Source organism: Paenibacillus azoreducens, assembly GCF_021654775.1.
Classification (GTDB): Bacteria; Bacillota; Bacilli; order Paenibacillales; family Paenibacillaceae; genus Paenibacillus_AQ; species Paenibacillus_AQ azoreducens.
In genome coordinates this window covers 2,441,423-2,453,743 of the sequence record NZ_AP025343.1, presented here as the reverse complement: position 1 = coordinate 2,453,743, position 12,321 = coordinate 2,441,423, and the positions used below count along the sequence as shown (strand labels likewise).

Annotated in this window: 17 protein-coding genes and 4 tRNA genes; 8 read left to right on the top strand and 13 right to left on the bottom strand. The window is 45.0% G+C overall.

The features are described from left to right. Positions 1 to 28 precede the first annotated feature (28 nt). Positions 29 to 538: a stalk domain-containing protein gene (locus L6442_RS10465; RefSeq protein WP_194230113.1), complete on the bottom strand. Its 510-nt coding sequence runs from the start codon at positions 536 to 538 to the stop codon at positions 29 to 31. Between the two features lie 516 nt (positions 539 to 1,054). Continuing rightward, entirely contained in the window at positions 1,055 to 1,249 is a 195-nt protein-coding gene (locus L6442_RS10460; RefSeq protein ID WP_194229989.1) for a hypothetical protein, read from the bottom strand. 112 nt (positions 1,250 to 1,361) lie between these two features. Between L6442_RS10460 and L6442_RS10455 the strand changes: the two genes are divergently transcribed. Then, positions 1,362 to 2,099 carry an MBL fold metallo-hydrolase gene (locus L6442_RS10455; RefSeq protein ID WP_212980126.1) on the top strand — a complete coding sequence of 246 codons (738 nt, stop codon included), beginning with the start codon at positions 1,362 to 1,364 and terminating at the stop codon, positions 2,097 to 2,099. Between the two features lie 59 nt (positions 2,100 to 2,158). Here the strand turns inward: L6442_RS10455 and L6442_RS10450 are convergent, their stop codons facing one another. From L6442_RS10450 to L6442_RS10440, 3 genes are all read right to left on the bottom strand, one after another. Beyond that, positions 2,159 to 2,392 (bottom strand): DUF3892 domain-containing protein, encoded by a 234-nt coding sequence (locus tag L6442_RS10450; protein WP_373871838.1) that lies wholly within the window; start codon positions 2,390 to 2,392, stop codon positions 2,159 to 2,161. 91 nt (positions 2,393 to 2,483) lie between these two features. Next, positions 2,484 to 2,930: a GNAT family N-acetyltransferase gene (locus tag L6442_RS10445; RefSeq protein ID WP_194229992.1), complete on the bottom strand. Its 447-nt coding sequence runs from the start codon at positions 2,928 to 2,930 to the stop codon at positions 2,484 to 2,486. 290 nt (positions 2,931 to 3,220) lie between these two features. Continuing rightward, the gene (locus tag L6442_RS10440) at positions 3,221 to 3,394 is read right to left on the bottom strand and encodes a hypothetical protein (RefSeq protein ID WP_194229993.1); all 174 of its coding nucleotides are present in this window, start codon (positions 3,392 to 3,394) and stop codon (positions 3,221 to 3,223) included. A 193-nt stretch (positions 3,395 to 3,587) separates the two neighbouring features. Here L6442_RS10440 and L6442_RS10435 point away from each other — a divergent pair. From L6442_RS10435 to L6442_RS10425, 3 genes are all read left to right on the top strand, one after another. Then, positions 3,588 to 3,660 (top strand) — tRNA-Val (locus tag L6442_RS10435). Between the two features lie 321 nt (positions 3,661 to 3,981). Continuing rightward, positions 3,982 to 4,176 (top strand): hypothetical protein, encoded by a 195-nt coding sequence (locus L6442_RS10430; protein ID WP_212980124.1) that lies wholly within the window; start codon positions 3,982 to 3,984, stop codon positions 4,174 to 4,176. Between the two features lie 162 nt (positions 4,177 to 4,338). Beyond that, the gene (locus tag L6442_RS10425) at positions 4,339 to 4,503 is read left to right on the top strand and encodes a hypothetical protein (RefSeq protein WP_194229995.1); all 165 of its coding nucleotides are present in this window, start codon (positions 4,339 to 4,341) and stop codon (positions 4,501 to 4,503) included. Between the two features lie 167 nt (positions 4,504 to 4,670). Here the strand turns inward: L6442_RS10425 and L6442_RS10420 are convergent, their stop codons facing one another. Then, positions 4,671 to 5,405, bottom strand: a complete 735-nt coding sequence (locus tag L6442_RS10420) for a glycerophosphodiester phosphodiesterase (RefSeq protein ID WP_212980123.1) — start codon at positions 5,403 to 5,405, stop codon at positions 4,671 to 4,673. Positions 5,406 to 5,581: 176 nt separating this feature from the next. On the opposite strand from L6442_RS10420, the gene L6442_RS10415 reads away from it, so the two are divergent. Then, the gene (locus tag L6442_RS10415) at positions 5,582 to 5,743 is read left to right on the top strand and encodes a mechanosensitive ion channel protein MscL (protein WP_212980122.1); all 162 of its coding nucleotides are present in this window, start codon (positions 5,582 to 5,584) and stop codon (positions 5,741 to 5,743) included. A 335-nt stretch (positions 5,744 to 6,078) separates the two neighbouring features. Next, complete coding sequence (locus L6442_RS10410) at positions 6,079 to 7,161, top strand: AI-2E family transporter (RefSeq protein ID WP_212980121.1); 1,083 nt, start codon at positions 6,079 to 6,081, stop codon at positions 7,159 to 7,161. Positions 7,162 to 7,264: 103 nt separating this feature from the next. Here L6442_RS10410 and L6442_RS10405 read toward each other — a convergent pair whose 3' ends face one another. Then, positions 7,265 to 7,933: a uracil-DNA glycosylase gene (locus tag L6442_RS10405; RefSeq protein WP_212980120.1), complete on the bottom strand. Its 669-nt coding sequence runs from the start codon at positions 7,931 to 7,933 to the stop codon at positions 7,265 to 7,267. Positions 7,934 to 8,124: 191 nt separating this feature from the next. After that, positions 8,125 to 8,688: a YdhK family protein gene (locus tag L6442_RS10400; protein ID WP_212980119.1), complete on the bottom strand. Its 564-nt coding sequence runs from the start codon at positions 8,686 to 8,688 to the stop codon at positions 8,125 to 8,127. A 179-nt stretch (positions 8,689 to 8,867) separates the two neighbouring features. Here L6442_RS10400 and L6442_RS10395 point away from each other — a divergent pair, with 179 nt between their 5' ends. Next, positions 8,868 to 9,647 carry an alpha/beta hydrolase gene (locus L6442_RS10395; protein WP_237100280.1) on the top strand — a complete coding sequence of 260 codons (780 nt, stop codon included), beginning with the start codon at positions 8,868 to 8,870 and terminating at the stop codon, positions 9,645 to 9,647. A 211-nt stretch (positions 9,648 to 9,858) separates the two neighbouring features. Here the strand turns inward: L6442_RS10395 and L6442_RS10390 are convergent. The 4 genes from L6442_RS10390 to L6442_RS10375 form a co-directional block, all read right to left on the bottom strand. Further along, positions 9,859 to 9,944: transfer RNA gene (locus tag L6442_RS10390), tRNA-Leu, on the bottom strand. Between the two features lie 15 nt (positions 9,945 to 9,959). Then, a tRNA-Ile gene (locus L6442_RS10385) sits at positions 9,960 to 10,036 on the bottom strand. 40 nt (positions 10,037 to 10,076) lie between these two features. Beyond that, positions 10,077 to 10,153 (bottom strand) — tRNA-Met (locus tag L6442_RS10380). Positions 10,154 to 10,333: 180 nt separating this feature from the next. Further along, positions 10,334 to 10,498, bottom strand: coding sequence for a hypothetical protein (locus L6442_RS10375; RefSeq protein WP_194230002.1), 165 nt, complete (start codon positions 10,496 to 10,498; stop codon positions 10,334 to 10,336). A 168-nt stretch (positions 10,499 to 10,666) separates the two neighbouring features. Between L6442_RS10375 and L6442_RS10370 the strand changes: the two genes are divergently transcribed. Continuing rightward, positions 10,667 to 11,533, top strand: coding sequence for a YitT family protein (locus tag L6442_RS10370; protein WP_212980118.1), 867 nt, complete (start codon positions 10,667 to 10,669; stop codon positions 11,531 to 11,533). A 175-nt stretch (positions 11,534 to 11,708) separates the two neighbouring features. Here L6442_RS10370 and L6442_RS10365 read toward each other — a convergent pair whose 3' ends face one another. Further along, on the bottom strand, positions 11,709 to 12,260 hold the full coding sequence (locus L6442_RS10365; RefSeq protein WP_212980117.1) for a GNAT family N-acetyltransferase: 552 nt from the start codon (positions 12,258 to 12,260) through the stop codon (positions 11,709 to 11,711). Between the last annotated feature and the right edge of the window lie 61 nt (positions 12,261 to 12,321).

Sequence of the window (12,321 nt, the reverse complement as noted above, 5' to 3'; positions counted from 1 at the left end):
ATTTATCCTTGGGAAATTACGGCTTTATTTAATTGAGCGCGGTAATCACTTTTTCGGATACCAGTTCATAATCGGTATTTTTGGAAGCCTTCATATAGAATCCAACCTTATATTTTCCCGCTGTTTTAAAATCATACGTAAAATCATATGTGCGGAACCAGAAATTATCCTTTTGATCACTGCCAAGATCCTGGGACTGGATATCCTTTACATTCCCCGATGGATCCGTAATGGCAACTTTAACCGAGGAAATATGCTCTGTCAGGCTATCCACCTGGCAAAATACATTGAATTTCAGCTTGCCTTTATTGACGTTCCCAAATACGGTATCACCTTTAAACAGAAAAATATGTACATTGGGCTTAATAAATTTCACCTTATTGGTGTCACCGTCCCATTTTACCAGACCGTTAAACTCCCTGATCGGAACGTAGGTCTTGCCATCAATAACATAACCGCCATCCTGAACTTCCTGGCCGTTGATCCAAACTTTGATTGTCTGGGACACCGAGTCTGCAAACATAACGGATCCGCCCATCAAGGAGAAAACAAAGACGCATACCAAAATCTTTTTCCAATTTCTCACCCTCAATTTCCCTCCATTTCCTTCATGCTGTTGTATATATATACGAAAAGTTAGTACGCAAGTTGCGGTCAAACTCGCAAGTCGGTTGACGTTTTTTGAGCAGCCTAAAATAACCCCACAAAGTGGAGTATACGCTTCGATGCTTATTCCAAATACTTTGCGGGGAACCCAAAAAACTCATAAGAAAAACGTCTATCGACGTACTCTCTAGGAAGACAGACCGCGTTTAGCGGTAGTTTTTCTTGCGATTATAGAATTGTTCAGCGTAGCAAGAAAATTTATAAATTCTATAATCTTAAGAAAAACGTCTATCGACGTACTCTCTAGGAAGACAGACCGCGTTTAGCGGTAGTTTTTCTAGCGATGAAAGAATTGTTCAGCGTAGCAAGAAAATTTAAATTCTATCATCTAAAAAAACCTGCGCGCCTCGCGTGCAGGTTTTTGGCGGAGAACATCCGCAAGACTCGTTTATTTTACTTTGGTCAAAATGCAAGGAACGCCCTTGCCAACGGCTCCCGGCTCCCTCATGCGGGCAGCGTAGGCCATCCCCCGCTCGCAGGGGGTCTTGCACGCTTCGCATACTTCTGAAGTGACCAATCTCATGCCTTTAAAGACCTTGTCTTTTTTGGCTTGCGCCGGTTTTTTGCCTTTTGACTTGACCATATCAATCCATCCCCATTTCCTTAAAAGCCTATGCTGCATTGTATGGGGATTAATGACAAAGTGGAACCATGGTATATAATGATGATGACATCAACATCGGGAGGTGCGTCTGTTGACTTTGGAACTGCAAATGATCGGAACCGGCAGCGCTTTTGCCAAAACCTATTTTAACAATAATGCTCTGCTCCGGGACGGCGATTATACGCTTCTGATCGACTGCGGGGTCACAGCCCCGCTTGCGCTTCACCGGCTGGGCAAATCCTTTTCCGACGTGGACGCTGTGCTTATCACCCATATCCATGCGGACCATGTCGGCGGTCTGGAGGAACTGGCCTTTAAAATGAAATATACTTACAAGCGCAAAATCAAGCTTTACATCGCCGAGTCCCTCGCTTCGCTTCTATGGGAGCATTCCTTAAAAGGGGGCTTATACCAAGCAAGGGAGATCACCAGGTTAGAGGATCTGTTCGAAGTATGCCCCCTTGCTGCCGATCAGCCGTATTCCATTTCGGAAAACATCAAAGTGGAGCTGATCCCAACCAAACATATCCCGGGCAAATCAAGCTACTCGCTGTATATCAACGACCGTATTTTCTACAGTTCGGATATGGTATATAACCCCGAGCTGCTTAAACATCTCACCGAGAAACGCGGCTGCAAAATGATCTTGCATGAATGCCAGCTCGAAGGGCATGGGGAAGTCCACACCACGCTGGATGAACTGAAACGCCTGCCGGAGGAGATTCGGGGCATGATCTACTTGATGCATTACGGGGACAATAAAGATGAATATCTCGATCAGACGGAAGGCATGACCTTTATGGAGCAAGGACGCATTTATAAGCTGTAAGAGGATTTACAAAAAAAATACCGGCGGCAGGCATGAAACATGCTTACCTCCGGTATTTTTTATTCAAAACGGGGCAGATTATCCAAATTATTGGAAGGATCTCCGTCCGCATCCCCGCGGATATACATGCCACCGTCCCTGCCTTTGAAGATGTTGACGCCGGCAATCGCTCCGGCATTAACTTCCTGCAGAGCCTGTTCGTAGTTAAGCACGCGGCCCGTTGAAGTTTTAAATGCGGTTAAATCCCCGTCCCCGTTTTTTTGCACTGCGATAAATTGTTCGCGTCCTGCCATTCCCATCGTCATATCGCTCCTTTGTCAGGTGAGATGCCCGTCACCCGGGACTAAAAGTTAGCATTCCCTGACAAAACTGGCGTTATTCCTTCTACAGCTTCTTTTTCATCCGGACATGGGGAATGCCGGCATCATCAAAAGGCTCTTTGGATATCGTTTCATATTCCTGCTTTGCATAAAAATGCTCCGCTTGGCATTGCGCATCCAAAATCGAATGGGTAAGCCCCAGTTCACGGGCGCGGTTCTCCAAAGCCAGCAGCAAAATCCGTCCGTACCCGCTTTGGCGATAATCCTTCAGTACGGCAATTCGCTGCATTTTCGCAGTATCGTTGTTATAATAAATGAGCCGCCCGGTGGCGACGTATTCCCCGTCCTCATCCTGCACCAACACATGGTGCACATTATCGCTAATGATGTCAAACTCGTCGATTTCAAGATCTTCAGGAACATTTTGCTCCTTAACAAAAACCTCTTTCCGGATTGTCAGCGCATGCTGCAGTTGCTCCGGTGTCGTTACATTAATGATTTCAGCAGCCATGATAAAGTACCTCGCTTTCTCGTTCAAACCTCGGATCTGATGGTGAGTGCCCGTAAAACACGATTGAATTATTATACATAAAAAAGATTTTGATGTATAGTTAAGTTATCATTTCGGAGAGGGGTCAACCGAACACAAGATGAGCATGGGTGCAACGATCGCGATTTGTGCCGTTCTGGCTGCCGGATTAATCTACTCTTTCGTTTATGTAACGAAGAAGGGATACTCCCGCAAGTGGGACGAAGAATAAGAGAGTCAGCATTCCGCTGGCTCTCTTTTGTTTATAACTTTTATGGGGGTGAAATTTGTCCTTTGGAATATACGTCACCCGAAACTGACTTGTTGTAGACATCGTTCATGACCGGGGAGGTTGAACCGTTATTTGCGTTGGACTGACTCTCTGAGCAACCTGCCAGCAAAGCGATGAGGCAGCAGCCCAAAACTCCAAGCCATTTTTTCGGCATGTTATGCCACTCCTTTAAGTCGGTTTACTGACCTATTTATCTATACCCCTTTTCCAAATTCCAATCGCTGGAATCTGGACATCCCCACTATTTTTCCCGGATCTTTGTTATGTATTCGCTGCTGACGCAAAAAAATATTGACACTTTTACTTTCCGCTGATAATATAAAAAGTATCTTTTGCATCATTCATACGATCTGCTAGCTCAGCTGGGAGAGCACCATCTTGACAGGGTGGGGGTCAGTGGTTCGAGCCCACTGCAGATCATCTCCGGGAAGCCTTTTATAGAAAGGCTTCTTTTCTTTTATAATTAAATGATTCATAATAGATGCAGCTAATCTATCTCTCAACCCCTTATCGTAGTTTAACACCCGCTTAACACTCCCAAAATATTCCCTTTGTTTCCAGTATAACACAAGCTTAATTTGTTAAATAGTATGATCAGATCACGCGTATCATGAATTATTCGCCATATTTTAGGCCTATTTTCTCAAGAAATATTAAAAACGACTTTAAAACAGGCAACTTTTCCCGTATGATAAGATTATCAAATGATTCCATAGTCTTTTAACACAGGAGAATAGTCACATGGATAAAGAAATTGAACTTGCTATCAAACGCGGGCATTATGTATTTGTCAAAAGCATGGACGGCAGTACCCTCACCGGCATTCCGGAGCCATCCAATGATCCGGAAAAATTAAAAATGCGCACTTCCCTTGGCCATTTCTGGATTCCTATGGATGAAGTGAGCCATGTTTCGCGCCTGATTACAATCAAATAATGTCAATTAGACCGCTGCTTATGCAGCGTTTTTTTTTGTTCAAAAACAGTCGTCATGCTTTACCCCTCCCCGTTTATCATATGCATAGGAATCCGCTGCCGCATAGGAAACCAATCCTTGGACCAACCTATATGAAAACAATGCGAAAAGGAAGGCGTAACGATGGACAAGCATCAAAGACATGAAGAGGAAAGATTCCCTGGTTTGAGTCCGATTCCTGATCCGGAAACTGAAAATCCTTCCTCCACCACCATGATCGAAGAGATACTGGATGAGTTTTCAAAAGAAGCGAATGAACGCAAAAAGAGAGATGCGCAACATTCGTAACAACATCTACCTGCGTACTCTGAAAGAGGACAATCGCTACAGCAGAATTCTCTTTCCTTCCTGAGATATCAGGCAAAAAAGGTGAGGGCCGGGGCGTTTCACGCTAAATCTGCCTTCTAAATGCAAAACAAACCGGGGCTTCAAGGCCCCGGTCGTTTTATTTCCCCTTATACTTTTGCCGCCAGCAGCGCGGCGAGCCGGTCCGGATAATCGGTAATGATTCCGTCTACGCCCGCCTGCAGCAATCTTTCCATCTCTTCGCAGTCATTTACGGTAAATGGATGATATGCTTTGCCTGAAGATTTGGCCTTTGCGACAAACTCCGGAAGCACCGCGCGATGATAGGCATGCAGCGCATCCGCCTGCAACGTTTTGGCGTATTCCCAAGGCTCATAGAGGCCTTCCATGTAAAGGATGCCTGTGCGAATCTCCGGCGCAAGCTTTTTGCAGTAAGATAGGGAATAATGGTTAAAACTGGAGATGATGACCCTTTCGCTCATATGATAAGCTCTGACAAGTTCGATCACCTTTTCTTCAAGCCCTTCATACATAACGGTTCCATTTTTCAACTCGATATTGATGATCGTACCGCTCTCTTTGGTCAACTCCAACAGTTCGTCAAGCAGCGGGATCTGTTCCCCTTGAAAAACCGGATCGAATTTGCTTCCTGCATCCAGATGCTTCAATTCCTCTAAAGTGTGATCCTTTACCCAGCCGGTTCCGCTAGTCGTTCTGTCGAGCGTTTCATCGTGAATCAGCACCATCCGACCGTCTTTCGAGAGCTGCACATCCGTTTCGATGCCCGTCGCCCCTTGCTCCAGCCCTTTTTTAAAAGCAGCCATCGTGTTCTCGGGACAAATTTTGGACGAGCCCCGGTGCGCAAAATTAATGACGTTTCCCAATCCCTTCAGCCTCCTTATGTACCTTCTCGCAAACCATTATATTCCCCATTTGTCAAAGCCATGTTAACGGGAAAATTTACACCCATTTATGTTTCTCTTCATTTCCTGTTAACAACTCTATCTTATGATAAATACAGTTCAGTTCAATCATAAAACACATACAAGGAGTTGAAAACATGGTTGTTTTTGATGTCATCGTGCACGGAGAAGTAAAGGAAACCATCCGTCCCCTCAGCCAACGTCTACATGCCATGCTTGCACAGGTGACTGAAGAAGCCCGTCTTTTGAGCCGGAAATACAAAGCCCCTGTTCAAATACATCGCCGCATCATTTATTAAAATTTTTCCCCACTATAGCTCCCCCATGTCTCTAACAAGGAGCCGGCTGTAATAAAAAATATCTGTTTCAAAACGATCTCCCCTTCACGGATCACACCCTGCCGGGGTATTTTTTTTCCTCACTCATTCGTATTCCCTTTCTTCTTTCTTTTCTCATCTCTATCGTATATTTTTTTAAAAGTGCGTGATTGAACGCATTCGCCCATTTTCTCCAGAATCTCAAGTTTAATATAAGTTGGGGCTTACAAAATAAAGGTTGGGCGTGTATATTGGTTAATGGAGAATAAGCAGGGGAAAATAAACGTAGGTACATAGAAAGTTAGGAGGACTCGCGCTTGCTGCAAAGCAAATATTTTCGTACATGCCTGGGAATCATCTGCGCGCTGCTGATCATCTATCTGGGCTCTAAAGTAAGCTTTATTTTTCATCCGTTCGTTTTGCTGTTTAATATTATGATTGTACCGTTGATGCTGGCCGGCTTTATGTATTATTTATTGCGTCCAATCGTCAATTTTTTGGAAAAGCACCGTTGGCCCAAGCCGATTTCGATTCTGCTGATCTATCTCGTTTTTGCAGGATTGCTCGTTCTGTTTTCCATCCTTGTCTGGCCGACTTTAAGCGACCAAGTCATCAATTTTGTCAATAATGCTCCTCATTTTGTGGAGGGTCTGCAAAAGCAGCTGGAACAACTCCAAAGTAACCGATATTTCTCCAAACTGGTTCCGGACGAGTCCGATTTGGGTACCCGGATCGTCAAGTACCTGAATACACTGATCACCACCGTAACCGCTTCGATTACCAACTTTATTTCGGTGGTATCCAATGTCGTCGTCGTTCTTGCAACCGTACCGATCGTGCTGTACTACATGCTGAAGGAAAGCAGCAAACTGCCGCCGATCCTGCTTCGCCTGCTGCCGCCGAAATATCGCCAGGAAGGCCAAGAGGTACTGGATGAAATCGATTCGGCTCTCAGCAACTTTATTGTGGGCCGGGTGCTCCTGAATGTCATGCTGGGTGTGCTGATGTATATCGGCTTTTTAATCATCGGTTTGCCTTATTCGCTGCTGTTGGCGCTTATTTCCATCGTGCTGAACCTCATCCCGTACGTTGGTGCGCTAATCGCTTCGGTACCGGTTGTCATCGTCGGCTTTATCGATTCGCCTTCCAAGGCCCTCTGGTCGGTTGTTGTCATCGTGGTTGCGCAGCAAATCCAGGACAATCTGCTTACGCCGGTCATATACGGCAAACGGCTGGATATCCATCCGCTGACGACGATTGTTCTGCTGCTGATCGGTGCCAAATTTTCCGGAATTCTAGGCGTCATTTTGGCCATTCCGTTATATATGGTTGCCAAGATCATTATTGTACGGTGTTACAAGCTATTCCTTTCAGAAAAAATTGAAGGGATGAAGGAATGAAAAAGGCGGGCTTAAGCCCGTCTTTTTAGATATACCAAAATGTCATGCAGCGTTAAGCTGCTGTTATGGAATGAAAATGCTGTTCATTATTAGAGCAGAAAGGTCATATATTGGGAATCGCCCAATCGATAGGCTCCATGTGCTGCGATTTCAGAAAATCATTCGTTTTGGAAAAAGGGCGGCTGCCAAAAAATCCGCGGTGTACCGATAATGGACTCGGATGCACCGACTTGAGCACGAGATGCTTTTTAGGGTCGATGAAAGCCCCTTTCTTTTGCGCATGGCTCCCCCATAAAATAAAAACAATCGGCTTGTCCCGCTCATTTAACTTTTCGATCACGGCATCGGTAAATTGCTCCCAGCCGAGATTTTTGTGGGAATTGGCCTGCCCTTCGCGCACGGTAAGCACCGTGTTGAGCAGAAGTACGCCCTGCTTGGCCCAGTGGACCAGGTAGCCGTTATTCGGTACAGGCAATCCCAAATCGCTGTTCAGTTCTTTATAAATATTAATCAATGAAGGCGGGATCCGTACGCCCGGCTGCACGGAAAAGCTCAGGCCATGCGCCTGCCCCGGTCCATGATAGGGATCTTGTCCCAAAATGACAACCTTCGTATGTTCGTAAGAAGTGAGCTTCAGCGCCTGAAACAAGTTTTCTTTGGACGGATACACCGTATGTAATTTATATTCCCTGGCAAGCGCGTACCGCAAATCATTGAAATACGGCTTCGCCACTTCTTCCTGCAGCTGCTCATCCCAATCATTTTCAAACATTCCCGTTCTCCTCCCCATGTCTTCTCTATTCTATTAACCTTCCATACTGGTCCTGCATCCGGGCCGGCAGTGAAGCAATAAAAGAACACAATTTTGAGTTTAACATGGCAAGGCGAAAATGATCAATAAAATAGAAAGTCCGCCGCATCAATTGCAGACGGACTTTCATTAGCCAAATAAGGTTGTCCCGCTCAGCTAGCCGAAAGCTCGCTTTCGGTGACCCATTTATGGTTTTTAACGGGGACGCCTCCTGTGGTCGGCGTGTAATCCACCATATACACGTTTGTATTTTCGGCGGATTCTATGATGGCTTTCGCCCCTTTCATGCCTGGCATATGCTCCGCTTCAAGGATTGCGTGCGTCCCTTTTTTCAAAGGCTCCCGGCCCGCGTCTTTTATTTCCTCCTGAATGACCCATTTATGATGTTTGACGGGCTCGCCGCCGGTCGCAGGAGTATAGGTTACCTCATAGGTTGTCGTGCTGTAGGCGCCTACAATCGTTGCCGTGGCCCCCTTCATTCCGGGCATATGATCCGCTTTCAGAATCGCTTTGGTTCCGGGCTTAAAGGCGGGATTTACAGCTTTTTGCAGACCTGGGGGAACTTCGCCCGAGTCCGAATGATGCATATCGGAATGGCTCATCGCTGATGCAGATTCCGGTGCAGCTCCTTTATCGCTTTTCGCATCATTCCAGCAGCCGCTCAAGGACAACAAGATCACAGCTGCGGTGCTGATAAAAACCAGTTGTTTTCGCATATTCAATCACTCCTGATTGTTTGGGTTTGCATTAATTTAGAATACCCTAGAACGGTATATTGCAAACAGGAGACCAGAAAAAAGACCGTACCGTCATAATAAAAGCATTTACACTGATATACGCCTTATGGCAAACTATGAGCAAACAAACCTTACTTGCCAAAAAGGAGATGGAATCATTGTCTTTGCATTCAACCCGTTTCTTCTCGAATACGTTAGAGCTGACCACCAGCGTTCACGTCATTCTGCCGGAGCAAAAATATGTAGATCCGAGCCATCCGGATTCGCTGGCCGATATCACCTATCCGACCCTGTGGCTGCTTCATGGCCTGTCGGATGACGACAGCTGCTGGACGCGCCAAACCTCTATCGAACGTTATGCAAACGAGCGGGGAGTTGCCGTCGTGATGCCTCAGGTTGGACGCAGTTTTTATGCGGATATGACTTACGGAAACGCTTATTGGACATTCCTGACCAAAGAACTGCCTGTAAAAATGAGGCACTTCTTTCCATTATCAACCGATCCCCGGAAAAATTACGTGGCAGGACTCTCCATGGGCGGATATGGGGCTTTTAAATGGGCCTTTAATTATCCTGAACAATTCGCGGCGGCGGCATCCTTTTCCGGAGTGATGGATCTGGCAGGATATCAGGCGCAGTTCGGGGCGAACATGAAAGATTTTGATGCCATTTTCGCGGGGCAAACGATCGAAGGAACGCCACTGGATCTGTTCTGGCTGGCAAATGAGGCCAACCGAGCGAAATTATCGCATTTGAAGCTGTATCAAAGCTGCGGCACGGAGGATTTTTTATATGAGCAGAACGTGAAATTCAGAGACTATGTCGCAGAGCAACCCGACCTGCCTGGATATACATATTCTGAAGGCCCTGGCGGCCACGAATGGAGTTTCTGGGACAAGGAAATCAAACGCGTCATTGACTGGCTTCCTCTGCCGTAATGGGGGATAAGAACCGCTGAGTGCAGCCTGCATGTTAATATTTATACTGCGAACTCTTGTCACAGCAAAAAACGCCTCTCTCCGTATAAACGGAGATGAGGCGTTTTTTGCTGGGTCCTGTGTACCTACGCTTAGTTGTGCTTCAACTACGCAGGACCTCCCGCTATTTAGCGGACATTTAACGTTGATGTAATCGCGATTTCTTGCTGGATGCCGAGGACCGGGCTCGAACCGGTACGGTAGTCACCTACCGCAGGATTTTAAGTCCTGTGCGTCTGCCAATTCCGCCACCCCGGCAAGGTCATATTTTTATGGTGGGCCCTGAGGGACTCGAACCCCCGACCAGTCGGTTATGAGCCGACCGCTCTAACCAACTGAGCTAAGGGCCCCAATCAAAATATGTATTCGTTCAAATAATGGCTGAAGGATTGGTTGCGGGGGCAGGATTTGAACCTGCGGCCTTCGGGTTATGAGCCCGACGAGCTACCGGACTGCTCCACCCCGCGTCATTAGTATTATTAAATTAGCGACAAGAATTAATATACAGCATAAGTAGGTAATACGTCAAGTGTTTTTTTAAGGAAGTTCAATATATGTTGTTGTACTGCGCTTTCTTCATTTTTTATAGGATTCATCGCGCACGGCAGATCGCTAATACCATTAAAAAATTCAACGGTGTTGTTAGCTTAGGGAATAAAGCGTACCCCATATCTCCCCCTGCGCGAACGAAAGATTTCTACCAGCCGCGGATCGTCATATCCGTAAATCCAACCGTTCTGTTCCAGCCTTTTCGCCAAGCAGCCTGCCTGAAATCTAGTCTTGTACAGTTTTCCGAAATAAACCCACTGCATGATGCTCGCTCCTTTACGGCATGATAAATGGTGTTGCTTGCCTATTGTTGCCTGAAGAACCAATCCTCATGCATTTTTGGATATCTGTTTTGAGATTATCTTTAAATTATTTTATAATATTAACTAAGTTGTTTAACATCAAACTTTTTCTGGAAGCGAGGAATTTGAATGGCAAAAACGCATAGGAAACTTTCTCCCGTCGATTTGTTGAAAAAATTTATTTTTATTACGGCCGGCGCCATCTTGATGGCTGTCGCGCTCGAAGTTTTCCTGGTGCCCAACAGCATCATCGACGGCGGCATTACTGGTATCTCGATCGTATTATCCGAAATTACATCCATTCCGCTCGGGATTTTCCTTTTTATAATCAATCTCCCGTTTTTATTTCTCGGTTACAAACAGATCGGCAAAACCTTCGCCATCTCCACCTTGTACGGCATTGTGGTCATGTCCGTGACGACGCAGCTTCTGCATGATGTCAGTCCTTTTACCAATGAAAAAATACTTGCCGTCCTGTTCGGCGGCCTGATCCTTGGTCTTGGCGTCGGCCTCGTAATCCGTTTTGGCGGCTCGCTTGACGGAACCGAAATCGTTGCTATTCTTCTTTCCAAAAAAACGCGTATTCCGGTCGGCCAACTCATTATGATCATGAACGTGTTTATTTTTATCATCGCCGGGTTTGTATTTGGATGGGATTCCGCGATGTACTCCATCTTTACATATTACATGGCTTCGAAGATCATGGATATCGTGGTTGAAGGTTTGAACGAATCCAAATCGGTTACGATTATCTCCAGCGAATATGAAGAGATCTCCGAAACGATTCAGGCGCGCCTCGGACGCACGACCACTTTCATTTATGCGCGCGGCGGGTATTCGCGGGAAGATACGCAAATGATCTATTGCGTGGTGACCCGGCTTGAACTTGCCAAATTGAAAGCCGTCGTCCAGGAAATTGACCCGAAAGCTTTTATCGCAATCGAAAGTGTATCGGACGTGCTGGGCGGAAATTTCGAGAAAAGCGCAATTCACTAATAAGAAGAACATCGTACAAAAAAGCAGTCTTAAAGTTATCAAGACCTAACTATAAAATTCATAAAAAAAAGGAGAAGACATATAAAAAATGTTTTCTCCTTTTTATTTCATTACAACGCCTTTTTCTAGAATAATCATATAACTCATATTAACTGGTATTTGTTGAATACATTCCTTAAATAAGGTTAAGGTCTCCTTTTAAGATTGAGTACAAATATAAATCATCAAATTTACCACATGTATATTCATAATGTCTTAATAGACCCTCTCTTGTAAAACCTTGCCTCTCTACCAATTTTTGCGACGGGAGATTTGCAGGTTCTATTAAAGCTTCAATTCTTTCCAACTGATAGTGATTGAACCCAAATTTAATAACTGCTTCTAATGCTTCGCTAGCTATTCCTTTCCCCCAGTAATCTTTGCTTAATTCAAATCCCACTTCAGCTCGATGATGTTTCGTAACCATATTAAGAAAGCCACAACTTCCTATAATTTTCCCAACATCTTTTAATGTAATTCCCCATCTAATGCCAGTGCCTTCTTCGATAATAGAGTTATACCAATTAATTTCATCCCAAGCATCTTTAATTGTCTGGAAAGGCGCTAGCCCAATATGTTTCACAACATCTACATCAGATAAATATTTAAACATATCATGAGCATCCCCTGTTGCTACTTCTCTTAAAATTAATCTTTCAGTCTCAATTATCGGAAATTCTTGGTTCATTCATTTTCCTACCCTCTTTTAACATTAGATTATTTTATATACTCTGTTTATTAAAACTGCA